This window comes from Streptomyces sp. NPDC048636 (assembly GCF_040650655.1).
In the GTDB taxonomy this organism is placed as follows: domain Bacteria; phylum Actinomycetota; class Actinomycetes; order Streptomycetales; family Streptomycetaceae; genus Streptomyces.
On sequence record NZ_JBEZHR010000003.1, the window covers coordinates 458668 to 484885 of the forward strand.

The 26218-nt window shown below is 70.8% G+C and carries 24 protein-coding genes; 9 read left to right on the plus strand and 15 right to left on the minus strand.

Annotated elements, in window-relative coordinates:
• Nucleotides 1-45: 45 nt before the first annotated feature.
• Nucleotides 46-1176: an alpha/beta hydrolase-fold protein gene (locus tag AB0C66_RS12480; RefSeq protein ID WP_362436336.1), complete on the minus strand. Its 1131-nt coding sequence runs from the start codon at nucleotides 1174-1176 to the stop codon at nucleotides 46-48.
• Between the two features lie 143 nt (nucleotides 1177-1319).
• Between AB0C66_RS12480 and AB0C66_RS12485 the strand changes: the two genes are divergently transcribed.
• The 6 genes from AB0C66_RS12485 (at nucleotide 1320) to AB0C66_RS12510 (ending at nucleotide 6332) form a co-directional block, all read left to right on the plus strand.
• On the plus strand, nucleotides 1320-3149 hold the full coding sequence (locus tag AB0C66_RS12485) for a phosphatidylglycerol lysyltransferase domain-containing protein (RefSeq protein ID WP_362436338.1): 1830 nt from the start codon (nucleotides 1320-1322) through the stop codon (nucleotides 3147-3149).
• Nucleotides 3150-3249: 100 nt separating this feature from the next.
• The gene (gene folP, locus AB0C66_RS12490; protein WP_362436340.1) at nucleotides 3250-4128 is read left to right on the plus strand and encodes a dihydropteroate synthase; all 879 of its coding nucleotides are present in this window, start codon (nucleotides 3250-3252) and stop codon (nucleotides 4126-4128) included.
• Nucleotides 4125-4613: a nuclear transport factor 2 family protein gene (locus AB0C66_RS12495; protein WP_362436342.1), complete on the plus strand. Its 489-nt coding sequence runs from the start codon at nucleotides 4125-4127 to the stop codon at nucleotides 4611-4613. Before folP ends, AB0C66_RS12495 begins: the two co-directional genes overlap by 4 nt.
• 206 nt (nucleotides 4614-4819) lie before the next feature.
• Nucleotides 4820-5179: a dihydroneopterin aldolase gene (gene folB / locus AB0C66_RS12500; RefSeq protein ID WP_362436344.1), complete on the plus strand. Its 360-nt coding sequence runs from the start codon at nucleotides 4820-4822 to the stop codon at nucleotides 5177-5179.
• On the plus strand, nucleotides 5176-5769 hold the full coding sequence (folK, locus tag AB0C66_RS12505; RefSeq protein ID WP_362436346.1) for a 2-amino-4-hydroxy-6-hydroxymethyldihydropteridine diphosphokinase: 594 nt from the start codon (nucleotides 5176-5178) through the stop codon (nucleotides 5767-5769). Before folB ends, folK begins: the two co-directional genes overlap by 4 nt.
• Before the next feature lie 62 nt (nucleotides 5770-5831).
• Nucleotides 5832-6332 carry a DUF3180 domain-containing protein gene (locus AB0C66_RS12510; protein ID WP_362436348.1) on the plus strand — a complete coding sequence of 167 codons (501 nt, stop codon included), beginning with the start codon at nucleotides 5832-5834 and terminating at the stop codon, nucleotides 6330-6332.
• Between the two features lie 213 nt (nucleotides 6333-6545).
• On the opposite strand, the gene folE is transcribed toward AB0C66_RS12510, so the two are convergent.
• From folE to dacB, 6 genes are all read right to left on the minus strand, one after another.
• Entirely contained in the window at nucleotides 6546-7151 is a 606-nt protein-coding gene (gene folE, locus AB0C66_RS12515; protein ID WP_362436350.1) for a GTP cyclohydrolase I FolE, read from the minus strand.
• A 124-nt stretch (nucleotides 7152-7275) separates the two neighbouring features.
• A complete protein-coding gene (ftsH, locus tag AB0C66_RS12520) occupies nucleotides 7276-9318 on the minus strand; it encodes an ATP-dependent zinc metalloprotease FtsH (RefSeq protein WP_362436352.1) in 2043 nt (680 codons plus the stop codon).
• Nucleotides 9319-9583: 265 nt separating this feature from the next.
• Nucleotides 9584-10123, minus strand: a complete 540-nt coding sequence (hpt, locus tag AB0C66_RS12525; protein ID WP_362436675.1) for a hypoxanthine phosphoribosyltransferase — start codon at nucleotides 10121-10123, stop codon at nucleotides 9584-9586.
• Between the two features lie 58 nt (nucleotides 10124-10181).
• Nucleotides 10182-11264 (minus strand): tRNA lysidine(34) synthetase TilS, encoded by a 1083-nt coding sequence (tilS, locus tag AB0C66_RS12530; RefSeq protein WP_362436354.1) that lies wholly within the window; start codon nucleotides 11262-11264, stop codon nucleotides 10182-10184.
• A gap of 185 nt (nucleotides 11265-11449) precedes the next feature.
• Entirely contained in the window at nucleotides 11450-12583 is a 1134-nt protein-coding gene (locus AB0C66_RS12535; RefSeq protein ID WP_362436356.1) for a zinc-dependent metalloprotease, read from the minus strand.
• An 83-nt stretch (nucleotides 12584-12666) separates the two neighbouring features.
• Nucleotides 12667-14193, minus strand: a complete 1527-nt coding sequence (dacB, locus tag AB0C66_RS12540) for a D-alanyl-D-alanine carboxypeptidase/D-alanyl-D-alanine-endopeptidase (protein ID WP_362436358.1) — start codon at nucleotides 14191-14193, stop codon at nucleotides 12667-12669.
• Nucleotides 14194-14279: 86 nt separating this feature from the next.
• Between dacB and AB0C66_RS12545 the strand changes: the two genes are divergently transcribed.
• Entirely contained in the window at nucleotides 14280-14771 is a 492-nt protein-coding gene (locus AB0C66_RS12545) for an inorganic diphosphatase (protein WP_009716864.1), read from the plus strand.
• A gap of 111 nt (nucleotides 14772-14882) precedes the next feature.
• On the opposite strand, the gene AB0C66_RS12550 is transcribed toward AB0C66_RS12545, so the two are convergent.
• Nucleotides 14883-16592, minus strand: a complete 1710-nt coding sequence (locus AB0C66_RS12550; protein ID WP_362436360.1) for a threonine/serine exporter family protein — start codon at nucleotides 16590-16592, stop codon at nucleotides 14883-14885.
• 207 nt (nucleotides 16593-16799) lie between these two features.
• Entirely contained in the window at nucleotides 16800-17531 is a 732-nt protein-coding gene (locus tag AB0C66_RS12555) for a VTT domain-containing protein (RefSeq protein WP_362436362.1), read from the minus strand.
• Nucleotides 17532-17787: 256 nt separating this feature from the next.
• Between AB0C66_RS12555 and leuE the strand changes: the two genes are divergently transcribed.
• Together leuE and AB0C66_RS12565 are read left to right on the plus strand one after the other, a co-directional pair.
• Nucleotides 17788-18474: a leucine efflux protein LeuE gene (gene leuE, locus AB0C66_RS12560; RefSeq protein WP_362436364.1), complete on the plus strand. Its 687-nt coding sequence runs from the start codon at nucleotides 17788-17790 to the stop codon at nucleotides 18472-18474.
• A gap of 98 nt (nucleotides 18475-18572) precedes the next feature.
• Nucleotides 18573-19994 carry a glutamate decarboxylase gene (locus tag AB0C66_RS12565; protein WP_362436366.1) on the plus strand — a complete coding sequence of 474 codons (1422 nt, stop codon included), beginning with the start codon at nucleotides 18573-18575 and terminating at the stop codon, nucleotides 19992-19994.
• Between the two features lie 55 nt (nucleotides 19995-20049).
• On the opposite strand, the gene AB0C66_RS12570 is transcribed toward AB0C66_RS12565, so the two are convergent.
• The 6 genes from AB0C66_RS12570 to AB0C66_RS12595 all read right to left on the minus strand — a co-directional run bounded on the left by AB0C66_RS12570 (nucleotide 20050) and on the right by AB0C66_RS12595 (nucleotide 26151).
• Nucleotides 20050-21303, minus strand: a complete 1254-nt coding sequence (locus tag AB0C66_RS12570; protein ID WP_362436368.1) for a hypothetical protein — start codon at nucleotides 21301-21303, stop codon at nucleotides 20050-20052.
• 76 nt (nucleotides 21304-21379) lie between these two features.
• On the minus strand, nucleotides 21380-22204 hold the full coding sequence (locus tag AB0C66_RS12575) for an ABC transporter permease (protein ID WP_362436370.1): 825 nt from the start codon (nucleotides 22202-22204) through the stop codon (nucleotides 21380-21382).
• Nucleotides 22201-23208 carry an ATP-binding cassette domain-containing protein gene (locus AB0C66_RS12580; protein WP_362436372.1) on the minus strand — a complete coding sequence of 336 codons (1008 nt, stop codon included), beginning with the start codon at nucleotides 23206-23208 and terminating at the stop codon, nucleotides 22201-22203. The genes AB0C66_RS12575 and AB0C66_RS12580 overlap by 4 nt, the downstream gene beginning before the upstream one ends.
• 114 nt (nucleotides 23209-23322) lie before the next feature.
• A complete protein-coding gene (locus AB0C66_RS12585; RefSeq protein WP_362436374.1) occupies nucleotides 23323-23949 on the minus strand; it encodes a PadR family transcriptional regulator in 627 nt (208 codons plus the stop codon).
• A 98-nt stretch (nucleotides 23950-24047) separates the two neighbouring features.
• Complete coding sequence (locus AB0C66_RS12590; RefSeq protein WP_362436376.1) at nucleotides 24048-24599, minus strand: DinB family protein; 552 nt, start codon at nucleotides 24597-24599, stop codon at nucleotides 24048-24050.
• Nucleotides 24600-24693: 94 nt separating this feature from the next.
• Entirely contained in the window at nucleotides 24694-26151 is a 1458-nt protein-coding gene (locus AB0C66_RS12595; protein WP_362436378.1) for an aldehyde dehydrogenase family protein, read from the minus strand.
• Nucleotides 26152-26218: the final 67 nt, after the last annotated feature.

Below are 26218 nucleotides of genomic sequence, written 5' to 3' on the forward strand. Positions count from 1 at the left end.
CCTACCCCGCCCGGCCCCGCCTCGGCGCTCGGATTCGGTTGTCGGTCAGCGGTCGCTGAGCCGCCCGCCCAGCCACTCCAGCGCGGCCGGGACCTCACGCCGCCAGGTGTTGAAGTTGTGGCCCCCGGTCTCCAGGATCATCGACGAGATCCGGGTCGGCTCCCCACGCTGATTCAGCGCCTTCACCTTGTTCACGAACCGCATGGTGTCCGCGTAGTTCTTCTCGCCGCGCTCACTGCTGGAGACCAGCAGCGACACCGGCGGCGCGGGCTTGTGGTTCAGCCGCCACATCAGGTTGTTCTCGCGCTCCAACTGCTTGCTGCCGCCGAACAGATCCCCCGTGGTGGCGTCGATCGGCGCCCGGTACGACGGCGAGAGGCCCACCGCGGCCGAGAACGCCTCGGGGTGACGCATCGCCATCTTCAGCGCGCAGTAGCCACCGGTGGAATTTCCGACGACCCCCCAGTTACGGGCCTCCCTGCCCACCCGGTAGTGCTCGGACACCGCCTTCGGTAAATCCTTGGTGAAGAACGTCTCGGTCTGCGGGCCGTCGGGAACGTCCACGCACTCGGTGTCCCGTGGCGGTGCCACGGTCGGCCGCATCATCACCAGGATGGTCGGCTGCATCCGCCCGTTCTTGACCAACTTATGCGCGTTCTGTGGGTACTTCAGACCGTTGATCAGTGCCTCGGTGGTGCCCGGGTAGCCGGTCAGCACCAGGGCCGCGGGGAACTTCCGCTTGGCGTACTCCGGCTTGAAGTACTCCGGCGGAAGGTAGATGTACGCGGGGGAAGCGATCCGTGAGACCGGTCCCTGAATCTTCACCTTCTCGATACGTCCGGCGACCTTGGGCGCCGAGCCCCCGTCCACGTTCATCTGCCGGGTCTCGGTGACCCGCACCCGATTGCCCGGGGTGTCATGGTTCACCACCACCCCCATTTCGTCCTCGGTTCCGAACAGATCCGCCCAGGAACCGTAAAAGCCGAAAGACTGGTTGGCGAACAATCCGAAAGCCGCAAACACCGTGAGCTGAGTTGCCAGTAGCATGCCGATCCGGCCGAGCACGGCGGTCAACCCGCGCCCGGCCAGTCGCGGCCACAGCCATATCGTGACCGCGAACAGCAGCACCGCGGTGACCACAGCCGTGATCACGATGTTGTTGCTCGTGAGACCCATCACTATCTTTTCTGCCGGGCGGCCGGTCCCCCCGTGCCGCGGATGGAACCCCGCCCCCTCGAACGCCGTCTTCATGGGCGCAAATCGTGCAGATGCTGCGTCAGAGAACCAAAACCCTCTTGACCGAAGCGACGGGAATGCAAATGTCTGACAGCCAAGATGCCGAAACGTCCGGAGAGGTTCCCGGCCGGATACGGCGCATGCTCCGCGGACCGCGGCCGGAGGCGGTACCGACCGCCGTCGGCACCGCGTGCACGCTGATCGGGCTGCTGGACATCGTCTTCCCACGGCTGCGCGACACCCGGGTGCACGCGCTCGCCGAGGTCCTGCCGGGCGCGGTCAGCTCGCTGGCCGCCGCCGCGTCCATCGTGGTGGGTTTGCTGCTGCTGATGCTGGCTCACGGGCTGAAACGCCGTAAGCGCCGGGCCTGGGTCGCGGCCGTGGCGCTGCTGCCCGTCGGTGCCGCCGCCCAGCTGCTCTACCGTCACTCCATCTGCGGCGCCGTCCTCTCACTCGTCCTGCTCGGCGTACTGCTGCGCTACCGCCGGGAGTTCGCGGCGCTCCCCGACCCGCGCAGCCGCTGGCGGGCGCTGGCCAACTTCGTGGTCATGGGCGGTGTCAGCCTCGGTCTCGGACTGCTCATCGTCCGCTCGCATCCGGACACGGTGGTGGGAAAGCCGTCCTTCGGCGAGCAGCTGGAGCATGTGCTGTGGGGCTTGTTCGGCTTCGAGGGGCCGATCGGCTACCGCGAGGGCGCCGACTACACCGTCGGCTACTCCCTGGGCGCGCTCGGTCTGCTGACCGTCGCCACCACCGCGTATCTGGCCTTCCGCCCCGAGCACCCGGCCGCCCGGCTGACCGCCGACGACGAGGAGCGGCTGCGCGCCCTGCTCACCACCCACGGCGGCCGCGACTCGCTCGGCCACTTCGCGCTCCGCCGCGACAAGGGCGTGGTCTTCTCCCCCACCGGCAAGGCCGCCGTCTGCTACCGCGTGGTCTCCGGTGTGATGCTCGCCAGCGGGGACCCGGTCGGCGATGTCGAGGCATGGCCCGGCGCCATCGCCTGCTTCATGGAAGAGGCCCGCGCCCACTCCTGGACCCCCGCCGTGATGGGGTGCAGCGAGACCGGCGGCGAGGTGTGGACCCGGGAAACCGGACTGGACGCGCTGGAGCTCGGCGACGAGGCCATCGTGGACGTCGCCGACTTCACCCTCTCCGGCCGCGCCATGCGCAACGTCCGCCAGATGGTCAAGCGCATCGAACGGGCCGGTTACGAGACCCGGGTGCGCCGCGCCGCCGATCTGGAGCCCGAGGAGCTGGAGACCATCCGGCGCGCCGCCGACCACTGGCGGGGCACCGACACCGAGCGCGGCTTCTCCATGGCGCTGGGCCGGATCGGTGACCCGGCCGACAGCGACACGGTCATCGCCACCGCCCACAGGGCCGCCGAGGAGGGCACCGAGGAGGGCCCGTACGGCGACCTCAAGGCCGTACTGCACTTCGTGCCGTGGGGCCCGGACGGTATGTCCCTGGACCTGATGCGCCGCGACCGCGCCGCCGACCCGGGGATGAACGAGCTGCTGATCGTCGCCTCCCTCCAGGCCGCGCCGCAGCTGGGCGTCAAGCGCGTCTCGCTGAACTTCGCGATGTTCCGCTCGGCACTCGCGCGCGGCGAGAAGCTGGGCGCGGGGCCGGTGCTGCGCGGCTGGCGCGGGCTGCTGGTGTTCCTCTCGCGCTGGTTCCAGATCGAGTCGCTGTACAAGTTCAACGCCAAGTTCCAGCCGCGCTGGGAGCCGCGCTTCGTGGTCTTCCGCAACACCCGCGATCTGCCGCGCATCGGGCTCGCCGCGATGCAGGCCGAGGGGTTCGTCTCGCTGGCGCTCCCCCGGCTGCTGCGCCGCGGCCGCCACCAGGAGCCCCGGCCCTGCGCCCACCAGCCCGCCCGTGACCGGGAGCTGGAGCAGGCGGCCTGAAACCTTCGGTCCCCTGGGCAGTGATTCGCCCGGGGGATCCCGGTATGCCCCGTTCACCCGCGTCCCCCGTCCGCCCTGCGGCTCCGTCTAGCCTGGGGTCATGACGACGTTGCGTGGGCGGGGCCGGGTGGCCGGACTGCCGGAATGGGACCGGTGTGCGGTCATGGGCGTGGTGAACGTCACGCCTGACTCCTTCTCCGACGGCGGCCAGTGGTTCGACACCGAACTGGCCGTCAAGCGCGGCCATGAACTCATCGCCGCCGGTGCCGACCTGGTGGACGTCGGAGGCGAGTCGACCCGGCCGGGCGCCGCGCGCGTCGACGAGGCGGAGGAGCTGCGCCGGGTGATCCCGGTGGTCCGCGAGCTGGCCGCGACCGGGGCCGTGGTCAGCGTGGACACCATGCGGGCCACGGTCGCCGAGCGGGCCGTGGCGGCCGGGGCCCGGCTGGTCAACGATGTGAGCGCCGGGGGTGCGGATCCGGCCATGGTGCCCACCGTGGCCGCCGCCGGAGTGCCCTTCGTGGTGATGCACTGGCGCGGCCAGTCGATCGATATGAACAACCGGGCGGTCTACCGGGACGTCGTCGGGGAGGTCGTCGCCGAGCTGCGCACCGGTCTGGAGCGGGCGGTCGCGGGCGGTATCGACCCGGAGCGGATCGTGATCGACCCGGGCCTCGGCTTCGCCAAGGAGGCCGAGCACGACCTGACGCTGGTGGCGCATCTGTCCGCACTGCGCGAGCTGGGCCGTCCGCTGCTGGTGGCGGCCTCCCGGAAGCGGTTCCTGGGGCGGGTGCTGGCCACCGGCGACGGCGCCCCGCCGCCCGCCCGGGAGCGCGACGCCGCCACCGCCGCGGTCTCCGCCATCGCGGCGCGCGAGGGCGCCTGGGCGGTGCGGGTCCACGAGGTACGGGCGAGCGCCGACGCGGTACGGGTGGCCCGGGCCATCGAGGCGGCCGGGGACGCGGCGGGAGCGCTGTGACTTCCCTTACGGACCGGGAGCGGGTGGCCCGGGCGAACACCGCGCTGTACGAGGCCATGGAGCAGGGCGACCACGAGGCGCTGGAGCGGCTGTGGCTGGCCGCGCCGGACACCGAGGTCTCCTGTGTGCACCCCGGCTGGCCGGTGCTGCGCGGCCGGGGCGAGGTACTGCGCTCCTATGCGCTGATCATGGCGAACACCGACTACATCCAGTTCTTCCTGACCGATGTCGAGGTGTCGGTACTGGCCGACACCGCGCTGGTGACCTGCACCGAGAACATCCTCAGCGGCGCCCCGGCCGAGGAGGAGGGCGAGCTGGGCCCGCTGGTGGGACAGCTGGTGGTGGCCACCAATGTGTTCCGCCGGACGGACGACGGCTGGAAGGTGTGGTCACACCACGGTTCCCCGGTGCTTGCGGAGAGTGACGACAACGGTCCGGAGGGGCCGGAGGGACCGGACGACGACGGACGGCTGATGCCCGACTGACGGACCCCGTTCAGCCCCCGCGAGGTGCGGGTAGGGGTCTGGGACGCGGGGAAGCGGAGAGGGAGCGCCGCGACCCCGTGGGCGAGTGCCGCCGGCGCCCGCAGGTAGATTCGAGGGAGGTACCCCGGCAGACGGCTGGGGACGGGTGGTGCGTTCCGGCACGTCGGAGCGTGCCCGCGTACCGACGACCAGCAGGAGTGATTCGGGTGGATCGTGTCGCGCTGCGCGGCCTGAGGGCCCGCGGGCACCACGGGGTGTTCCCCCACGAGCGCGAAGAGGGCCAGACGTTTGTCGTGGACCTGGTGCTCGGCCTGGACACTCGGCCCGCCGCGGCCGCCGACGACCTGAGCAGAACGGTCCACTACGGGGAGATCGCGGAAGAGGTCGTGGACGTGGTGCGGGGTGAGCCGGTCGATCTGATCGAGACGCTCGCCGAGCGGATCGCGGACCGTTGCCTCAAGCACGACGTGGTGCGGGAGGTCGAGGTGGTGGTGCACAAGCCGCAGGCCCCGATCACCGTGCCCTTCGACGACGTGACCATCACCATCACCCGGAGCCGAGTATGAGCAGCAGCGACCCGACCGTGCAGCCCGTTCCCCTCTCCGTGGTGGAGCGGGTGGACGCCGCGGATGTGACGTTGAGCAACCCCAAACGGGCGGTGATCTCGCTCGGCAGCAATCTGGGCAACCGTCTGGAGACCCTCCAGGGCGCCGTCGACGCGCTGGAGGACACCCCGGGCCTGCGGGTCAAGGCCGTGTCACCGGTGTACGAGACGGATCCGTGGGGTGTCGAGCCCGGCACCCAGGCCACCTATTTCAACGCGGTGGTGCTGGTGAAGACGACGCTGCCGCCCTCCTCGCTGCTGGAGCGCGGTCACGCCATCGAGGAGGCGTTCGAGCGGGTACGGGACGAGCGCTGGGGTCCGCGCACCCTGGACGTGGACATCGTGTCCTACCAGGACGTGGTCTCCGACGACCCGGTGCTCACCCTCCCCCACCCGCGGGCGCATCAGCGGGCCTTTGTGCTGGTCCCGTGGAACGACGTGGACCCGCAGGCCGAGTTCCCGGGCCGGGGCGCGGTCTCCGGGCTGCTGACCGAGGTGGGCCGGGACGGGGTCCGGGTCCGTACGGATCTGGAACTGCGCCTGCCCGAATAGACGTTGATCTCCCGGTAGGTTCGGGAGATGTCGGCACGTACGAGTTGAGGGGCGACCGGTCGGTGGAGCAACTTCGGATCCGGGTGCTGGTCGGGCTGTTCGCCGTGGCCGGGGTGGTGTCATGGGCGGGGGCCCGGTTGTGGGACACGCTGGGCTCGCTGCCCAGCGTTCCGGTGGCCGCGCCGATCGTGCTGGCCCTGATCGCGGTGGTGCTGGCCGCGACGGCGCTGTCCCTGCGCGCCCGGCTGCGCGCCCAGCGTGAGCGGCGTCCCGGCGCCAAGGGGGTGGACCCGCTGGTGGCCGCCCGGGCGGTGGTCTTCGGCCAGGCCAGCGCACTGGTCGCGGCGCTGATCGCGGGCATGTACGGCGGTGTGGGCGTCTTTCTCGCGATGGACCAGCTCGATGTTCCGGCCCGTCGGGACCAGGCCATCTTCGCCGGGCTCTCCGTCCTCGCGGGCGCGGGCGTGGTGGTCGCCGCCTTCTTCCTGGAGCGGGTCTGCAAGCTCCCCGAGGACGACGACGAGAACAACGGCAACGGCCCCGACGCGGCCGCCCGCGCCTGAAGCCCGCCCCGGGCCGGCGCGCCAGGACGAGGCGGGCTAGGGCGTGTTTCGAAAGTCCCGCCTGCCCCGCGACGCCTGGCACGCACGCTCGCCGCGTTGTCGGGATCGTCCGAGTAGGCCCACTACGAGGACGACCCTCCGCCTTGCGATCGCACGCCCCAGACGCCGCGGGGCCCGCCCTCCGGGCGAACGGCGCTACTTTCGAAACACGCCCTAGCGCGCCAGGATGAGGCTCATCGCCTCGGCCCGTGTGGAGGCGTCCCGCAGTTGACCGCGCACGGCCGAGGTTGTCGTCTTCGCACCGGGCTTGCGTATCCCGCGAACGGACATGCACATGTGCTCGGCCTCGATGACAACGATCGCGCCCTGCGCCTCGAGGATGCGCATCAGCGAGTCCGCGATCTGTGTGGTGAGCCGCTCCTGCACCTGCGGGCGGCGGGCGAAGACATCCACCAGGCGGGCCAGCTTCGACAGTCCGGTGATCTTGCCGCTGTTCGCCGGGATGTAGCCGACATGGGCCACCCCGTGGAACGGCAGCAGATGGTGCTCGCACAGGGAGACGATCTCGATGTCCTTCACCAGGACCATCTCATCGTGTCCCAGGTCGAAGGTCGTGGTGAGGACGTCCTCCGGCTCCTGGCGCAGCCCGGCCAGGATCTCCCGGTAGGCCCGGGCCACCCGCTGCGGGGTCTCCCTGAGCCCCTCCCGCTCCGGGTCCTCGCCGACGGCGATCAGCAGCTCGCGGACCGCGTTCTCGGCGCGCTTCTCGTCGAACTCGCCGATGCGGCCCTCGCCGTCCAGCGTCACCGGGTCGGTCATGGATTGCCTCGTTCCTTACACACACAGACAAAATGCGAAATGCCGCGTCAACAGGCTAGAACCTGGCTGACGCGGCATTCATTCCGGGTCCGTCCAGGGGCCCTGGGGCCCCTGGACGCCGGGATCAGCTTTCCGAGCCGGAGCCCGACTCCTCGGAGCGCTCCGGGGTCTCCTCCGGGGCGGTGGCCTTCGCGAGGGAGGCCGCCGAGGTGGACTGGGCACCGTTGGCCGGGGCCAGCTCCTTGGGGGAGAGCACCGGCGGACGGGTGGAGGGGGTGCGCCGCGAGGATCCGGTCCACGCCGGACGGGCCGGGCGCTTGACGATCGGGGCGAAGATCTCGGCGATCTCCTCCTTGTTGAGCGTCTCCTTCTCCAGCAGCGCCAGGACGAGGTTGTCCAGGACGTCGCGGTTCTCGACGAGGATCTCCCACGCCTCGTTGTGCGCGGCCTCGATGAGCTTCTTGACCTCCTCGTCCACCAGAGCGGCGACCTCTTCCGAGTAGTCGCGCTGGTGAGCCATCTCACGGCCCAGGAACGGCTCGGAGTTGTCGGAGCCGAACTTGATCGCGCCGAGCCGCTCGGTCATGCCGTACTGGGTGACCATCGCGCGGGCCGTGGCCGTCGCCTTCTCGATGTCGTTGGAGGCGCCGGTGGTCGGGTCGTGGAAGACCAGCTCCTCGGCCGCCCGGCCGCCCATCATGTAGGCGAGCTGGTCAAGCATCTCGTTGCGCGTGGTCGAGTACTTGTCCTCTTCCGGCAGGACCATGGTGTAGCCCAGGGCCCGGCCGCGGGAGAGGATCGTGACCTTGTGCACCGGGTCGCTGTTCGGAGAGGCCGCCGCGACCAGGGCGTGACCGCCCTCGTGGTACGCGGTGATCTTCTTCTCCTTGTCGCTCATGATCCGGGTCCGCTTCTGCGGTCCGGCCACGACACGGTCGATCGCCTCGTCCAGGAAGTGGTTGTCGATCAGCTTCTTGTCGCTGCGGGCCGTCAGCAGGGCGGCCTCGTTCAGCACGTTCGACAGATCGGCACCGGTGAAGCCGGGGGTACGGCGGGCGACGGCCGACAGGTCGACGTCCGGCGTGACCGGCTTGCCCTTCTGGTGAACCTTGAGGATCTCCAGACGGCCCTGCATATCCGGACGGTCGACGGCGATCTGCCGGTCGAACCGGCCCGGGCGCAGCAGCGCCGGGTCGAGGATGTCCGGCCGGTTGGTGGCGGCGATCAGGATGACGCCGCCCTTCACATCGAAGCCGTCCATCTCGACGAGCAGCTGGTTCAGCGTCTGCTCACGCTCGTCATGACCGCCGCCCATGCCCGCACCGCGGTGCCGGCCGACGGCGTCGATCTCGTCGACGAAGACGATGGCCGGGGCATTGGTCTTGGCCTGCTCGAACAGGTCACGGACCCGGGAGGCACCCACACCCACGAACATCTCGACGAAGTCGGAGCCGGAGATCGAGTAGAACGGGACGCCCGCCTCACCCGCGACGGCGCGTGCGAGCAGCGTCTTACCCGTACCGGGCGGGCCGTAGAGCAGCACACCCTTGGGGATCTTGGCGCCCACGGCCTGGAACTTCGCGGGCTCCTGGAGGAACTCCTTGATCTCCTGGAGCTCCTCGACCGCCTCGTCGGACCCCGCCACATCGGAGAAGGTCGTCTTCGGGGTGTCCTTGGTGATCAGCTTGGCCTTGGACTTCCCGAAGTTCATCACCCGGGAGCCGCCGCCCTGCATCTGATTCATCAGGAACAGGAAGACCACGACGATCAGCACGAACGGCAGCAGCGAGAGCAGGATCCCGACGAACGGGTTCTGCTTCGACGTCGACACGTTGTACCCGTCGGGGATGCCGTTGTCCTTCTGGGCATTCGCCTGAAGAGTCCTGGCGAGGTCGACGCCCTGGTCACCGATGTAGGTGGCCTGGAGCTTGTCGCTGCCAGAGATCTTCGCGACATTGTCCTTGAGCTTGATCTTGATCTTGTGCTCGTCGCCGGTCGTCAGCTCGGCGGACTGGACCTGGTTCCGGTTGATCGCCTTGACGACCTGGCTGGTGTCCACCGACTTGTAGCCGCCGGACGAGCCGACGACCTGCATCAACACGACCACGGCGAGGACGGCCAGCACGATCCACATGACCGGCCCACGGAAGTAGCGCTTCACGTCCATCCATACGGGGCGAAGCCGCCCCGTCCCTCCTGCCACAGTGAGGCACGGCGGCCCTGGAGGGGCGCCTGTGCGTGCGGTGTATTGCGGTGTATTTGCGGTGTATGAGCTGTGTGATCCTCAGTCTCGAAAAAGACTGACCTTCGGACGGTACCCCAGCATTGTCACCCGACGCCGCCGCGGACTGTTAACAAAACCGCCTTCCCCTGCTCCAACGGCGGGAAACCGCGACAGGTTCCCGCCGGGCGCGCCGCGGCGGCGGAGTGGCTCAGCCGCCGTAGACGTGGGGTGCCAGGGTGCCGACGAAGGGCAGGTTGCGGTACTTCTCGGCGTAGTCCAGTCCGTAGCCCACGACGAACTCGTTGGGGATGTCGAAGCCGACCCACTTCACGTCGATGGCGACCTTGGCCGCCTCCGGCTTGCGCAGCAGGGTGCACACGTTCAGCGAGGCGGGCTCGCGCGAGCCGAGGTTCGACAGCAGCCAGGACAGCGTCAGACCGGAGTCGATGATGTCCTCGACGATCAGGACGTGGCGCCCCTTGATGTCGGTGTCCAGGTCCTTGAGGATCCGCACCACACCCGAGGACTGGGTGCCCGCGCCGTAGGACGACACGGCCATCCAGTCCATGGTCACGGAAGAGGACAAGGCGCGTGCCAAGTCCGCCATCACCATCACCGCGCCCTTGAGGACGCCGATGATGAGCAGATCCTTGCCCGCGTATTCCGCGTCGATCTCGGCGGCCAGCCCTGCCAGCTTCGCGTTGATCTCTTCCTCGGTGATGAGGACCGACTTCAGATCGGTGCCCATGTCCTTGTCGTCCACCCGCGCCACTCTCGTTCGACAGTCCGGCAATTCGGCGGGCGGCTCAGCCCTGCCGGATGACCAGTCTGCCACCCTCCCGGCGGACCTCGACGCGCCCGGGGAGGTTGATGGCCCGCTGGCCCCGCCAGCCGGTGATCAGCCGGTCGACCTCTTCGATGTGGCGGGCGAAGAGCGAACCGGCCGGAGCGCCCGCGGCGATGGCGGCGCGGCGCAGCACCCGGCGGCGGACGGCGGTGGGCAGACCGTGCAGCCCGACGGTGTCCAGCTCGACGGTGCCGCCGCCCCCGGCGGGCACCTCGGCGGTGGTGGTCACCACATCGGCCTCGGCGCGGGCGGCCCAGGCGTCCAGGGCGTCGGCGTCGTCACGGGAGAGCTGGGCGGTGCGGGCGAGCGCCTCGACGACCCCCTTGCCGAGCGCCTTCTCCAGGACCGGCAGCGCCTCGTGACGAACCCGGGAGCGGGTGTAGGTGGGGTCCACGTTGTGCGGGTCGTCCCAGACGGGCAGCGACTGGGCCAGACATGCCTTGCGGACGGTGTGCCGGTCGAGCTGGAGGAAGGGGCGGCGGTAGCGGCCGCCCGTACCGGAGACGCGGGCCATCCCGGAGAGCGAGCGGATACCGGAGCCGCGGGCGAGGCCGAGCAGAACCGTCTCGGCCTGATCGTCGCGGGTGTGGCCGAGCAGGATGGCCGCGGCGCCGTGGCGCTCCGCGGCGGCGTCGAGGGCGGCGTAGCGGGCGTCGCGGGCGGCGGCCTCGGGGCCTCCGTCCCGGCCGACGGCGACCGCGATGGACTCGACCGGTGCGAGGCCGAGCTCGCGCATCCGGTCGGCGACCTCGGCCGCGCGGATCTCGGAGCCGGGCTGGAGGGCGTGGTCGACGGTGATGCCGCCGGCCCGCAGCCCCAGCCGGGGGGCCTCGAAGGCCAGCGCGGAGGCGAGCGCCATGGAGTCGGCGCCGCCGGAGCAGGCGGCGAGCACAAGCGGCCCGTCGCCGGGCGCCCGCCGGGTGCGCGGGGCGGCGGTCGGGCGGGAGGAGGGCGGAGTCGGGGCCGAGGAGGCGACGAGGACGTCGTGGAGGACGCGGCGCACCGCCAGGCGTATCGCGGCGACCGCTGGATGGGGACCCATGTCCGTTTCCCATCTGTCATGTGAGGGGGTGCCTCGGGGGGGCGTATACGAGATGTCGTCACGCAGAGTATGTCGATGGTGACAGAAGCGAGCTGTTCCCCGAGCATCGCACGCCTACCCGTGGCTCACGGTCCCTCGGACGAGTGATTAAGGGGGGCATTCCGCCGCCACCCAGCGTGCCGGTCCTACGACTCCGCCCTACGGTGCACCCGCGCGACCCAATCCGCCGGTTTGTTGATCTCCGACTTGGTGGGGAGCGTATTCGGGGACGTCCAGACCCGGTTGAAACCGTCCATGCCGACCTGGTCCACCACGGCCCGTACGAACCGCTCACCGTCACGGTACTGGCGCAGCTTGGCGTCGAGCCCCAGCAGTTTGCGCAGCGCCTGGTCCAGCCGTCCGGCGCCGCTGGCACGCCGCTTCTGGAACTTCTCGCGGATCTCCGCCACGGAGGGCACCACCGCCGGGCCCACCCCGTCCATCACGTAGTCGGCGTGGCCCTCCAGCAGCGACATCACGGCGGTCAGCCGGGCCAGGATCTCCCGCTGGGCCGGGGTCTGGACGAGCTCGATGATGCTGGCCGTGCCCCCGTCCGCCGCGGCCTCCCGTTCGCTCTTGCCGCCGACGAGCGACTGGGCCGCCTCGCGCAGCCGCTCCAGCAGGGTGGCCGGGTCCACATCGGTCTCGCCCAGGAACGCCTGGATCTCGGACCCGATGTGGTCGCGCAGCCAGGGCACGGCGGTGAACTGGGTGCGGTGGGTCTCCTCGTGCAGCGCGACCCACAGCCGGAAGTCATGCGGGTGGACATCGAGCTCGCGCTCCACATGGACGATGTTGGGGGCCACCAGCAGCAGCCGCCCGCCGCCGGTGCTCCCGGGCAGCTCACGGCTGGTGGGCGCGAAGGTCTCGTACTGGCCGAGCACCCGGGAGGCGAGGAAGGACAGCAGCATCCCCAGCTCCACGCCGGTCACCTTGCCGCCGACCGTGCCCAGTACGGCTCCGCCGGGCAGCCCGCCCCGCCGGTCCTGCATCTTGCCGAGCAGCGGTTTGAGGATCTGCCGGAAACCCGCCACGTTGGCCTTGATCCAGCCCGCCCGGTCCACCACCAGCACCGGGGTGTCCGAGTCCGGGCCGCCGGGCACGGCCATTCGGGTGAACGCCCGTACGTGCTCCTCCGACGACTTGGCGTGCCGCCGCAGCTCGGCGACGACGGCCCGCGCCTCGTCCCGGCTCACCTCCGGCCCCGGGCGGACCAGCCGGGTCGCCGTCGCGACCGCGAGGTTCCAGTCGACCATCTCCACACCACCGATGCTCGTCATGGCTTCACGGTACGTGGCCCGGGTCGTATCCGGGAGGAGACGGCGGCCCGCACACGCGGTCGCCGGGTCCGCCGCCACCTCGGTCAGCGGCAGCCGCAGTTGGCCAGGGCCGACGCCATCCGGTCCAGGGCGCGCTGGGCGCCGTCGGGGTCGGTGGTGCCGTTGGTGATGAAGGTGAAGACCAGCAGCCGTCCGTCCGCGTCGACCACGGTGCCCGCGAGGGTGTTGATCCCGGTGAGGGTGCCGGTCTTGGCGCGGACCACCCCCCGGCCGACCGAGTCCTCGGCGTAGCGGGTGCGCAGGGTGCCGTTGAAACCGGCCACCGGCAGTCCGGTGAGGACCGGCCGCAGTGCGGTGTGGTCGCGGTCGGCGGAGCGCACCAGGGTCCGGGCGAGCAGGGCCGCGGAGACCCGGTCCTCACGGTCAAGACCGCTGCCGTCGGCGATATGGACACCGCCCATCGGCAGGTCCAGCTTCCGCAGCCGGTCGGTCACCGCCGTGGCCGCGCCCTTGAAGCTGGCGGGCTGCCCGGAGGCGATGGCGGTCTGCCGCGCGAGGGCCTCGCCGAGGTCGTTGTCGCTGTTGGTCAGCATCCGCTCGACGAGCGCGGACAGCGGCTGGGAGCGTACGGCCGCCACCGCCTCGGGGGTCTTCCCGGCCTCCTGGGCACGCGGTTCGCCCTTCACCTCGATCCCGCGGTCGCGCAGCAGCGACGCGAAGGAGTCGGCCGCGTCGGCGGCCGGGTCCTCGGCGCGCGGGGCCGGGCCGTGGTCGCTCTTGTCCTGCCGCCCCTCGTCGGCCATGAGCGGGGTCACCGGCGAGATGTTCTCGTTCACGCCGATCGGGTGCAGACCGGGGCCCGAGTAGAGCGAGGTGTCGTAGCCGAGCCGGACCGTCCGGGTGTCGCGCTTCTTCAGCGCGCGGGCGGTGTCGTCGGCCAGCCGCCGCAGTGAGGCGGGCTGGTCGGGTCCCTTCACGGCGCGGGCGGTGAGCGTCGGGTCACCGCCGCCGACGAGCACGATGCCGTCCTTCCCGGCCTCGACGACGGTGGTCTTGATCCGGTAGTCGGGGCCGAGGGCGGAGAGCGCGGCGGCGCCGGTGGCCACCTTGATGATGGAGGCGGGCACCGCGGCGCTGTCGGCCTTCGCCCCGTACACCTGGCGTCCGGTGGCCACGTCCATGACGGACACCGAGCGCAGATCGCCCAGGGCCGGGTCGTCCAGCAGCGGTTCGAGGGTGTCGGCGAGTCCGGCGCCGGTGGGCGGCGGCACCGCGTCCTCACCGCTGTCCGGCGTCGGTTCGGCTGTGGGGGCGCCGAGGGCGGCCAGCACCGCGGAGGCGCTGGGCGCGGGCTCGGCCCCGCCGTGACGGTCGCCACCCGTCGCCGGTCCCCCGGCGGCGCGGGCACGTTCGGCCGTACGCTGACCGGAGTCCCACGGCCCGGCCACCAGCACCGCGCCGATCGCGACCGCGAGGCCCACCGCCGCGGAGACCGCCGTCACCCGTACGGTGTGCCGCTGTTCGCATGTGGCCTGCCGCCACTGGTTCCGCACTCGGCTCCGCCCGCGGCTCAGCCACTCCCTGACCTGCCACGATCTGGCTACAGGCACGACCAACCAGCCCCTTTCGCCACCACACACCTGCGTGGGGGACACTTAATCACCAGACGTATGTGTTGATCATGGAGGAGCCACCCGTGGAGTTCGACGTCACCATCGAGATCCCGAAGGGTTCGCGGAACAAGTACGAGGTGGACCACGAGACGGGCCGCATCCGTCTCGACCGTCGACTCTTCACTTCGACCAGCTACCCCGCGGACTACGGCTTCGTCGAGAACACCCTCGGCGAGGACGGTGACCCGCTGGACGCCCTGGTCATTCTCGACGAGCCGACGTTCCCCGGCTGCCTGATCAAGTGCCGTGCCATCGGCATGTTCAGGATGACCGACGAGGCGGGCGGCGACGACAAGCTGCTCTGTGTGCCGGCCTCCGATCCGCGGGTGGAGCACCTGCGTGACATTCACCACGTTTCGGAGTTCGACCGCCTGGAGATCCAGCACTTCTTCGAGGTCTACAAGGACCTGGAGCCCGGCAAGTCGGTCGAGGGGGCCAACTGGGTGGGCCGCGCCGAGGCCGAGGCCGAGGTCGAGGCGTCCATCAAGCGACTCGAGGCGTCCGGCGGCCACTGAGCCGGAACATGAGCGGACGGGCCGGAGCACATCCGGCCCGTCCGTTTTCTTTGCGCCAGTCTTCCGCTGTGCCCCGGGGATTCCCGGGTTCTTCGGCCGGGGCGGGAGGGCTCAGAAGCCGCGGGTGCGCTTGGCCGCGCGGCGGCCGGAGGGATCGATCTCGGCGCCCGGCATCGTGAGGAAGAGCCGTGCGGCCTCGTTCCCCAGATTCACCCCTATGGCAATCGCCAGGGCCAGTGCCGCCGCTTGGGTGAGATGGGAGACCCCGCGGTCCAGATTGCCCTGTGCCAGGGCCAGCAGCCCGAAGTAGGTCGCGCTACCGGGCAGCAGCGGGCCGATCGCCGCCGTGACGTACGGCAGCGCGGAGGCGAAGCGGTAGCGGGACAGCAGCTGGCCGAAGAGGCCGACCAGTCCGGCGGCCACCGTCGTGGCGGCGACCGCGGGGACGTCGGCGGTGTCGGCGAGCGCCCCGTAGACCACCCAGGCCACCCCGCCGTTGAGCGTGGCGAACAGCACGGTGTGACGTTCCTGCTGGAGCAGGATCGAGAACGTCAGCGCCAGCAGCATCGCCGCCAGTATCTGGAGGGGCGGCCGCTCCACATGGCGCAGCGCCGCCTCGGGGTTGAGCTTGGCGCCCAGCTGGAGGCCGCCGTACAGCACCGTGAGCACCCCGCAGACGATGCCGACGATCAGATAGCCGACTTCCAGGAGCCGGGCGGCTGCGGTGATGTAATAGCCGGTCAGCCCGTCCTGGACACCCGCCACCAGGGCCCTTCCCGGGATCAGCGCGAAGAGTCCACCGGTGATCACCGCGGAGGCCTGGAGCCCGGAGCCCATGAGGCTGAGCGCGATGCCCATCGCGGCGGGCGGCATCGCCGCCGCCACGAACTGGTAGAACTCCGGCAGCCCGCGCCCGGAGGCCAGCCACGCCAGCCGGTCGCCGAGCATCGCGCCGACGGCCGCGGCGAAGAACACCGGCCACTCACCGCCGACGAGCATGCTCGCCGCTCCGGCCAGCCCGCCACCGGCCACGGTGAGCGCCCAGCCGGGGTACGGGTGGCGGTTACGGCGTATCTCGGCCAGCCGCCGGTACGCCTCCTCCAGGGTGAAGTCCTCCTGCGAGGTGATGTCGTCGACCAGCCGGAAGACCGCGGAGAGCCGGGTGTAGTCGGTGCCCCGGCGGCGCACGGTGCGGCTGGCGGTTATCGGGTCGTCCACCAGCGAGGGCTGGTAGCTGACCGACAGCAGGGTGAAGGTGACCGTCGGCTCACAGCGGTCCAGCCCGTAGGCGTGGGCCACGCCGAACATGGCCGCCTCCACGTCCTCGGCCCCCTCACCGCCCGCGAGCAGCAGCTCGCCGATACGGAGGGTGAGGTCGAGCACACGGGGTACGGCGGGCCCGGTCTCGTCCTCGTGGCGCTCGACGCGCTCGGGGACCGGGCGCTCGCTGATCGGCATCCGCAGCATCGTGCGCATGCGGTCCTGCCAGGGCACGTCCTTGGTCAGCCGGACGACGGGTATCCCGCCGGGCGGGGTGAAGGCGGGGAAGCCGCCCGTGGTCGAGTTGCCGTTCTGCGAGGGCTTGACCCCGCCGGGCGGGGCGAAGGCGGAGCCCTCCGGCTCGGCGGCGGGCTCGGCGGCGAACCCCTGGGGGACGGCGAACTCCGACGTCGGATGCTCGTCCTCGGGGGCCGGCGGCATCGGCATGCCCAGGGGCGGTGTGAAGGCGCTGTGCGCCTCGTCGGACTGCGGCTTGCCATTGCCCGCCGCGTCCGTCTCCGCGGTCCCGCCGCGCTGTACCTGCTGTCGGTCCGACCTCACGTCTCCTCGCTTCTCGCCTGCCTCCCCGTGCTTTCCCGGGCGGCTCCGCGCATATGCGACGGCGGCCACCGCTGCCCATTGTGCGGGGCGGTGACCGCCTTACGGGAGTGGGGGCGGTGCTGGGGCCGATGTGAAGCGGGGGGAAGAGAAGCGAAAAGGGGTGAACGGGGTGTGACCGGCGCGCCCGGGGGCCCTGGGGCCACGGGGTCAGCGCTTGGCGTGGCGTCCGCGCGGGGCCTGCGGGGGAGCTCCGGCGCCCGGCCGCCCGCCCGCCTCGTCGGACGCGCCCCGCTCGGCGGATCCGGCGGCCGCGCTCTTCTTGGCCTTGCTACGGGCCCGCAGGAACTCGATCGCGATCGGGATCACCGACAGCAGCACGATGCCGATCAGGATCAGCTCGATATGCGCATGGACGAAGTCGACCTTGCCGAGCGCCGCGCCGAGCAGGGTGACACCGGTGCCCCACAGCACCCCGCCGATGATGTTGAAGATGATGAAGGAGCGGTAGTTCATCCGGCTCACGCCCGCGATGATCGGCGTGAACGTCCGCACGATGGGCACGAAGCGTGCCAGCACCAGCGACTTCGGCCCGTACTTCTCGAAGAACTCGTGGGCCTTCTCCACGTTCTCCTGTTTGAAGAGCTTGGAGTCGGGGCGGCGGAACAACGCCGGGCCCACCTTGCGGCCGAAGAGATAGCCGACCTGGTCACCGACGATCGCGGCGACGGCGACGGCCGTGCACACCAGCCACAGATCCTGCTTGATCACATCGGTGGTGACCAGCAGTCCGGTCGTGAACAGCAAGGAGTCGCCCGGCAGGAAGAAGCCGATGAGCAGGCCGGACTCCGCGAAGACGATGGTGAGGACACCGAGCAGACCGAAGGTCTCGATCAGATAGTCCGGGTCCAGCCACTGGGGGCCGAGCGCGAGAGTGGTCACGGGTGACAGGCTCCTGGGTCGAGGGGTGCAGGCTCGTGCGAGGCCCGGCCGCAGGTCGGGGCGGACTGGATGCGGTGTTCTTCGCAGCGGTGCTTCTTCGCGGTGTGCCGCCCAAAGCTATCAACGCCGGGTGCGTGCCCCTGGTTCCCACCGGGCCCGGGACGGGCGCCCGGTGCGCGCCTCGGCCGGATGAGGCGCATGTCCGTATGGCGAACCCGGATGAGGCTGGATTTCGGCCACTGGCATCCTGCTGACTGTGCTCGGGATAACGGATCTTTCGACGTATCTGGCGGGACTGGCGCTGATCATCCTTCTGCCAGGGCCGAATTCGCTCTATGTGGTGTCGGTCGCGGCCCGCCGCGGCCCCCGGGTCGCCTATCGGGCGGCGGCGGGTGTGGTGTGCGGGGACGCGGTGCTGATGACGCTGTCGGCGGGTGGGGTGGCCTCGCTGCTGCATACCAGCCCGCTGGTGTTCGACGTGGTGAAGTTCGCCGGGGCGGGCTATCTGACCTGGATGGCGGTGGGCATGCTGCGCGGGGCGCGGGCGCTGTGGCGGCGCGGTCCGGGGGCCGTTCGGGCGGCGGGCGAAGACGCGGACGGGGTGGCCGGTGCGAGCGGCGCGGCGGCCGGGGGGAAGGCGGAGCGGCCGTACCGCCGGGCGCTGGTCATCAGTCTGCTGAACCCCAAGGCGATCCTCTTCTTCATCTCCTTCTTCGTGCAGTTCGTGGATCCCGACTACGCCCATCCGGCGCTGTCCTTCGTGGCGCTGGGCGCCTGGGCGCAGCTGTTCAGCGTCACCTATCTCTCGGTGCTGATCTTCGGCGGAACGTACCTCGCGGCCACGTTCCGGCGGCGGAAGCGGCTGACGGCCGGTCTGTCGGCGGGCGCGGGCGCGGCGTTCCTGGGCTTCGCGGCGAAGCTGTCGCTGAGCAGCGCGGGGTAGCGGCACCGCGGGAGTGGCGGGGGCAGCGGCACCGGAGTGGCGCGGGGTAGCGGCGCGGGATCGAGCCTTGCGCCCGATATGCCCGTATTTTCGGGAAGATGGCACTGCATCGAGGCCCCAACGTCAGGCACGGCGGAGAAGAGCGCCACGCCTTCTCCGTCAACCCCTTCTACGGCGAGGCCGACCCGGTCAGCGGCATGGCCGCCGAACCCCCGCGCTACCGCCTCCCGGACGGGCCGATGGCGCCCTCCGCCGCGTATCAGTTCGTCCATGACGAGCTGATGCTGGACGGCAACGCCCGGCTGAACCTCGCCACCTTCGTCACCACGTGGATGGAGCCGCAGGCGGGCAAGCTGATGTCCGACTGCCGCGACAAGAACATGATCGACAAGGACGAGTACCCGCGCACCGCCGAACTGGAACGGCGCTGTGTGGCGATGCTCGCCCACCTCTGGCACGCCCCCGAGCCGGACGCGGTCATGGGCTGCTCCACCACCGGTTCCAGCGAGGCGTGCATGCTCGCCGGGCTGGCCCTCAAACGGCGCTGGGCGAAGCGGAATCCGGTGCGTTATCCGGCCACCGCCAAGCCCAATCTGGTCATGGGCGGCAACGTCCAGGTGTGCTGGGACAAGTTCTGCAACTTCTGGGAGGTCGAGGCCCGGCAGGTGCCCATGGAGGGCGACCGGTTCCACCTCGACCCCCAGGCCGCCGCCGACCTCTGCGACGAGAACACCATCGGCGTCGTCACCGTGCTCGGCTCGACCTTCGACGGCTCCTACGAGCCGGTGGCCGAGGTGTGCGGGGCGCTGGACGACCTCCAGGAGCGCACCGGGCTGGATGTACCGGTCCATGTGGACGCGGCCTCCGGCGGGATGGTGGCGCCGTTCCTCGACACCGACCTGGTGTGGGACTTCCGGCTGCCGCGGGTCTCTTCCATCAACACCTCGGGCCATAAGTACGGCCTGGTCTACCCGGGGGTGGGCTGGGCGCTCTGGCGCACCGCCGAGGACCTGCCCGAGGAGCTGGTCTTCCGGGTCAACTACCTCGGCGGGGACATGCCCACCTTCGCGCTCAACTTCTCCCGGCCCGGGGCCCAGGTGGCCGCGCAGTACTACACCTTCCTGCGGCTGGGGCGGGACGGCTTCCGCGCGGTCCAGCAGAACTCCCGCGATGTGGCCTGCTCGCTGGCCGACCGGATCGCGGCGCTCGGCGACTTCACCCTGCTCACCCGCGGCGATCAGCTGCCGGTGTTCGCCTTCACCACGGCGGACGGGGTGGAGAACTTCGATGTCTTCGACGTCTCACGGCGGCTGCGGGAGTGCGGCTGGCTGGTGCCCGCGTACAGCTTCCCGCCGAACCGCGAAGACCTGTCGGTGGTACGGGTGGTGTGCCGCAACGGCTTCTCGATGGACCTCTCCGACCTGTTCATGGGCGATCTGCGCAGTGTGATGCCGGAGCTGCGGGCGCAGCCGAAACCGATGGGGCGGCCGAAGGCCGAGGCCACCGCCTTCCACCACTGAGCACTCCACGGGCCGCCTTCTGTCCGCGGCCGCGTCATGGCCGGTCGCGCGGTTCTCAGCCCGGCTGGGACGCGGTGTCGAGCAGCAGCTCGGCCCTGCGGCGCACCGCCTCCAGGGCCCCGGGTCTGCGGCCGGGCACCCGGCCGCGCAGCCCGATCAGCAGCGGGGCGAGGGCGCTGGCCCGCCCCCGGTCCCGGATGAACTGCCACTGGTGGTGCGCCCGGTCCACGGCCCCCTCCACCTCGGGGTGGCCGGCCGGTTCCCCGTTGCCCAGCCGGGCGTCCGCCACCGCGAGCCACAGCTCACAGGCGCGGGCCGGATCGTCGGCGAGCCGGGCGAGATCGGCCCGTACCTCCAGCCAGTGAATGGCCCCGGCGGAGCGGGGACCGGCCCCGCGCAGCGCCTCCTGCTCCCAGGCCGCCGCCATGGAGGCGGCCTCGCTGTGCCGTCCGGAGTGGGCGGCCTCGAAGATGGCGGCGTGCGGATCCGGCACCGGGGCGGTGACGGGAGCGGGCGGCGCCCCGCGCGGTACGGCGGCCTGGGGCACGGCGTCGCGGACGGAGACGGCCGGTATCCCCTCCGCCGGGCGCGGAGACGTTTCCCCTGAGCCGTCCAGCAGCGATGCGGGCCCTCCGCCGAGCCCCGCCTCTGCCACCGCCCGCTCGTGCAGCAGGGCGTACGGCCGTGGGGCGGCGGAACCCCCGGCGGTACCGCCCGCCGCGTCGCGCAGCACCTCGGCCAGCGCCCGGCTGTAGACCGGCGCCGCGAGCTGCCGCTTGGGCGGGGCCGGGGCCACCACCCCGTACAGCGTCAGCCCGGACCCGAGCCCGCCGGTGCCCGCCGCGGGCCCGGACAGCCCCGGCCAGGCCGTCTCGTCGGCCACCAGATCGGCCAGCACCGTGGTGCTGCCGGGCGGCCGCCGGGCGAGCTCGGCCGCCAGCCAGTGCCACGGCAGCGCCGTGTACCGCGCCGTCCGTGAGGTGGTGCGGGCCAGCGCCAGATGCGGTAAACGCTGCTTGGCGTCCAGGGTGAGCTGGCCCGCGAGGTAGATCAGCACCGGGCCCGGATGGGCGGCCGCGGTCCGCAGATGGGTCAGCACCGTCTGCGGGTCGGCGGGGTCGACGAGTTGGACGACGCTGGCACCGCCGGGCGTGCCCAGCAGCGCGGCCGGAGGCACCGCCGCGAGCTGTGGCAGCGCGGCGGCCGCGTCCATCAGCCGCTGTTTGCCCGCCGGTCCGGCCGCGATCAGCAGGGCGTATCCCGGCCCTCCGGCCCGCTCCGCCCCCATGCCCACGCTGTCGTTCCCCATACCCGCACCGTATCCGCAACCGCCCCACCGCCGGTGACGATGTGACGGAGGTGGTATCCGGGCCCGGTGCGGTGCCTCAGCCGCCGAGCCGCCGGTAACGGCCCACGGCGAGCGGGAAGAAGACCGCCGACAGCAGCAGCGGCCAGCAGACGGCGAGGAGTTGGGCGTGTTCCGCGGCCCAGGAGCCGCCCCCGGCGACCGGGGTCCCGAACAGCTCGCGGACCGCGGCGGCCGTGGCCGACATCGGGTTCCACTCCGCGACCGCGCCCAGCCACGCGGGCATGTTCTCCGGCGCGGCGAACACGTTGGAGAGGAAGCCGACCGGCCAGACCAGGATCTGCACGGCCTGGACGAGTTCGGGGCGGCCGGCCACCATGCCCAGGTGGATGCCGATCCACAGCATCGCGAACCGCAGCCAGAGCAGCAGCCCCACCGCGTACAGCGCGTCCCCAAGGCCGTCGTGCCAGCGCCAGCCCATCGCGAGGGCGACGGCGATGAGCACGCACAGGCTCATCGCGGACTGGAGCATATCCAGGACGCTGCGCCCGACCAGCACCGCTGAGGGCGCGATGGGCATGGAGCGGAAGCGGTCGATGACGCCCTTGTTGAGGTCCGTGGTGACGGCGAGCATCGTGCCCTCCAGACCGAAGGCCATGGTGAGCGCGAGCATCCCGGGCACCAGGTACTCCTTGTAGTCGCCGCCTCCCGGCACGGTCATCCCGCCGCCCAGGAAGTACGCGAACATCAGCAGCATCATCACCGGGAAGACCAGGTTGACCACCACCTGGCCGGGCCGGCGCGCCCAGTGGGCGAGACCGCGCCGGGTCATGGTCCAGGAGTCGGCGAGAGCCCGGAACAGGGTGGCCGAGGGCCTGATGACGGTGTCCGTCGCGAGGGTCATACGCCCGCCCCTTCCTTGGTGGTGACCTCCGTGGCACGGTCCGTGGCGCCGTCGGCGGTGGACTTCCCGGTGAGATGGAGGAAGACCTCGTCGAGGGTGGGGCGGCGCAACACGATGTCCTCCGCCTCGATCCCGGCCGCGTCCAGGGCCCGTACGGTCTCGGTGAGCGCGGCGACCCGGTCCTCGACCCGGGCGCCGAGCCGCCGCCGGTCGGCGTCGGTCTCGACCTCGTCCGAGCCGGTGGCCCGGCCCACGACCGGTACGGCGGCGTCGAGTTGGGAGCCGTCGCGCAGGACGACCTCGATACGGTCCCCGCCGATCCGGGCCTTGAGCTGGTCGGCGGTGCCCTCCGCGATGGACCGGCCGTGGTCCACCACGCGGATGCGGTCGGCGAGTTGGTCGGCCTCCTCCAGGTACTGGGTGGTGAGCAGCACCGTGGTGCCGCCGCCGACCAGGGAGCGGACCGCGTTCCACACCTCGGTGCGGCCGCGCGGGTCGAGACCGGTGGTCGGCTCGTCCAGGAAGAGGACCTGGGGCCGCATGATGAGGCTCGCGGCCAGGTCCAGCCGCCGCCGCATCCCCCCGCTGTACTGTCCGACGGCCTTGTGGCCGGTGTCGGTGAGACCGAACCGCTCCAGCAGCTCCGCCGCGCGGGCGCCCGCCCGGCGGGCTCCGAGGTGGTAGAGACGGCCGAACATCTCCAGGTTCTGCCGTCCGCTCAACTCCTCGTCGACCGCGGCATGCTGGCCGAGCAGCCCGATGCGGTAGCGGACCTGGTCGGCTTGGCGCCGCACGTCATATCCGGCGACCTCGGCGCGGCCGCCGTCCGGCCGCAGCAGGGTGGCCAGAATCCGTACGCAGGTGGTCTTGCCCGCGCCGTTGGGACCGAGCACGGCGTGCACGGTGCCCTTCGGAACGGTGAGGTCGAGTCCGGCGAGGGCCGGTGTGCCGCCGTAGGTCTTCCGCAGTCCTTCGACCACGATCGCGGGATCGCTGTCGGCCAAGGTCTTCCCCTCTCGGTTCGCTGTCGATACCCGATGGATTAGTCAAACTTGACTACATGGCTCGGGAAGGTACTCCCCGATCTGGGGCTAGTCAAACTTGATTAATGACGGGATCTAGCCGTCGGTGCGCTCATCCGACGGCTGCGCCGCCTCCGTCAGCACGTCCACCGAGCGCTTCCCCTCGCCCGCCATCACATACGCCCCGCCTTCGAGGCGCTCGATCAGTCCGCGGGTCCACTCGGCCCCGCTATCGGCGGAGTGCAGCCAGAATTTCATGATCTCGCCGATATGTCCCCACTCCTCGGGACCGCCCTCGGCGGGCATCCAGTGCCGGGTCACCTCGTCCCGCCACCCCTCGAGCGTCGCCACCCGCTGATTGAGCAGATCGATGGCCTCGGCCCGGGTGAGATCCACGATGAACCCCACCCCGGCCGTCAGCTCGTCCATTTTCTGGCCGTGCTCCAGCAGGGACTTCCGCAGCAGCCGGAAGTACTCCGCCTCCCCCTCCGCGGTCAGCTCGTACTCGGTGCGCGGCGGGCCGCCCGCGGTGCTGGGCGCGATGTCATGGGCGTGCATCAGCCCTTGTTTCGCCATCTGTTTGAGGGCGTGGTAGATCGATCCGGGCTTGGCGTTGGACCACTCGTGCGCGCCCCAGAACTCCAGGTCGTTGCGGACCTGGTAACCGTGCGCCCGCCCGTGCTGGCGCACCGCTCCCAGCACCAGCAGCCGGATCGCTGACATCGCCCGATCTCTCCATCCTGCCGTTGGCCCCCGCCGCCCTCCCGCTGGCGTCCAGGCTAGACGCGACGGACCGGGGGAACGGACCCGGGCGCCGCGGATCAGGAGGTGGCGGAGGGGTCGCCCGTCTCGTCGATGAGGACGAAGGCGGTCTTGCCGTCCAGGGTCTCCCGGATGATGTCCGCGTGACCGGCGTGCCGGGCGATCTCCTGGATCAGGGTCAGCAGCAGGAAGCGCATCGACCGCACGCTGCCCTCGGGGAACCACGGGGCCCGGGGCAGCGGGAAGGTGCCGTTCAGATCCGGCAGTGAGCGGATGAACTTCTCGGTGCGCACCGCCACGTCGTCCCAGAAGGCGAGCAGCCCCCCGACACTCTGGCCCTCCTCCAGTACGAAGCTGAGGTGCCAGTTCTCGTGGTTGCGCACGATGGTGTGCGGTACGCCCATGGCGTCCTCGACCCAGCCCTGCTCGACCTCGGCGACATGCTTGAGCAGCCCCGCGAGCGACAGTTCGCTCGCGGAGGGCCGCTCGTTCGCCTGCTCGGCGGTCAGACCGTGCAGGGTCCGGCGGACGGCGCCGCGCTGTGCCTCCAGGAAGCCCAGCAGGGCGCCGGCCTCGTCACCGTGGGCTTCCTGACTCACGAGAGTGGGCATGGGGTCCGCCTTCCGTCGGTATCACCGACCGGGGTGTTCCGGTCCGTTGATGTCTCCGACAGTAGAAAGCGATGCGGTCAGCTTCTGTCCTCGATCAGAAGGGGAACTGGCTCCGTCCATGCTGGATGGAGATCCACTTGGTGGTGGTGAAGTCCTCGATCATCGACTCCCCGTTGAGCCGCCCCAGACCCGAGTGCTTCTCCCCACCGAACGGCACGATCGGCTCGTCGTGCACGGTGCTGTCGTTCACATGGATCATGCCGGTGTGGATGCGCTGGGCGAACCGCACTCCGCGCTCGATATCGCCCGTATGCACCGCCCCGCTCAGCCCGTAGTCGGTGTCATTGGCGATCCGGACGGCCTCCTCGTCACCGTCGAACGGGATCAGCACCACCACCGGGCCGAAGATCTCCTGCCGGAGGATGGCCGAGCCCTCCGGCACCCCGCCCAGCACGCTCGGCTCCATCAGCGTCCCCTCGGTTTGCCCCCGCACCAGCGCGGTGGCGCCCTCGGCTATCGACTGGTCGACCAGGGAGTTGATGGCCTCGGCCTGGCCCTCGTTGATCAGCGGGCCGATATGGGTGGTCGGATCGCCGGGGTCGCCCACCTTCAGCGACCTCACCTTCGCCACGAACTTCTCGGTGAACTCCCGCTCCACCGCCCGGTCCACCAGCACCCGGTTGGCCGCCATACAGACCTGCCCCTGGTGGACGAAGCGGCTGAACACCGCCGCGTCCACCGCGTAGTCGAGGTCCGCGTCGTCCAGTACGACCAGCGCGCTGTTGCCGCCCAGCTCCAGGATCGACCGCTTGAAGCGGGAGGCGGCCACGGTGGCCACATGGCGGCCGACCTTGTCCGAGCCGGTGAAGGAGATGACCTTGGGCACCGGGTGCTCGATCAGCGCGTCACCGATCTCCGCGATATCCGTGACCACCACATTGAGCAGTCCGGCGGGCAGCCCGGCCTCCTCGAAGACCTTGGCCACCAGACCGCCCCCGCAGATCGGGGTGTTCTGATGCGGTTTGAGGACCACCGCATTGCCCAGGGCCAGCGCCGGGGCCACCGACTTCAGCGAGAGCAGGAAGGGGAAGTTGAACGGGCTGATGACGCCCACCACCCCGACCGGCAGCCGGTAGAGGCGGTTCTCCTTGCCGTCGGCCGGGGACGGGATGATCCGGCCCTCGGGACGCAGTGCCAGCTGGACCGCCTCCCGCAGGAACTCCTTGGCCAGATGGAGTTCGAAGCCCGCCTTCACATGGGTGCCACCGCACTCCGCGATGATCGTCTCGGTGAGCTCCTTCTCGCGGTCCTCGATGATCCGCAGCGCGCGCTCGAAGACCCGCCGCCGGACATAGGGGTTGGTGCCGCCCCACTCCGGCTGCGCCCGCTCGGCCGCGCGGTAGGCGAGGTCGATCTCCTCGACGGTGGCCACGGTGATGGACGCCAGCTTCTCCCCGCTGTAGGGGTTGAAATCGACGATGTCCCAGGAGCCGTTGCCGCCGCGCCACTCACCGTCGATGTACTGAAAGGCCAACTCGGAGAAGTAGGACATGCCATCCCTATCTGGAGGACGCGGCTGCCCTTCACCGACACCCGCGCACGCGTGGGGGATTCCTGAT

Excerpts from the sequence above, each read along its gene's own strand:
- folE (WP_362436350.1), bottom strand. The coding sequence starts at position 7,151 with ATGACCGACCCGGTGACGCTGGACGGCGAGGGCCGCATCGGCGAGTTC.
- ftsH (WP_362436352.1), bottom strand. The coding sequence starts at position 9,318 with ATGGACGTGAAGCGCTACTTCCGTGGGCCGGTCATGTGGATCGTGCTG.
- AB0C66_RS12565 (WP_362436366.1), top strand. The coding sequence starts at position 18,573 with ATGGCACTGCATCGAGGCCCCAACGTCAGGCACGGCGGAGAAGAGCGC.
- AB0C66_RS12575 (WP_362436370.1), bottom strand. The coding sequence starts at position 22,204 with ATGACCCTCGCGACGGACACCGTCATCAGGCCCTCGGCCACCCTGTTC.
- folK (WP_362436346.1), top strand. The coding sequence starts at position 5,176 with ATGAGCAGCAGCGACCCGACCGTGCAGCCCGTTCCCCTCTCCGTGGTG.
- AB0C66_RS12590 (WP_362436376.1), bottom strand. The coding sequence starts at position 24,599 with ATGCCCACTCTCGTGAGTCAGGAAGCCCACGGTGACGAGGCCGGCGCC.
- folP (WP_362436340.1), top strand. The coding sequence starts at position 3,250 with ATGACGACGTTGCGTGGGCGGGGCCGGGTGGCCGGACTGCCGGAATGG.
- AB0C66_RS12595 (WP_362436378.1), bottom strand. The coding sequence starts at position 26,151 with ATGTCCTACTTCTCCGAGTTGGCCTTTCAGTACATCGACGGTGAGTGG.
- AB0C66_RS12480 (WP_362436336.1), bottom strand. The coding sequence starts at position 1,176 with ATGGGTCTCACGAGCAACAACATCGTGATCACGGCTGTGGTCACCGCG.
- AB0C66_RS12485 (WP_362436338.1), top strand. The coding sequence starts at position 1,320 with ATGTCTGACAGCCAAGATGCCGAAACGTCCGGAGAGGTTCCCGGCCGG.
- hpt (WP_362436675.1), bottom strand. The coding sequence starts at position 10,123 with ATGGGCACCGATCTGAAGTCGGTCCTCATCACCGAGGAAGAGATCAAC.
- AB0C66_RS12570 (WP_362436368.1), bottom strand. The coding sequence starts at position 21,303 with ATGGGGAACGACAGCGTGGGCATGGGGGCGGAGCGGGCCGGAGGGCCG.
- tilS (WP_362436354.1), bottom strand. The coding sequence starts at position 11,264 with ATGGGTCCCCATCCAGCGGTCGCCGCGATACGCCTGGCGGTGCGCCGC.
- AB0C66_RS12585 (WP_362436374.1), bottom strand. The coding sequence starts at position 23,949 with ATGTCAGCGATCCGGCTGCTGGTGCTGGGAGCGGTGCGCCAGCACGGG.
- AB0C66_RS12535 (WP_362436356.1), bottom strand. The coding sequence starts at position 12,583 with ATGACGAGCATCGGTGGTGTGGAGATGGTCGACTGGAACCTCGCGGTC.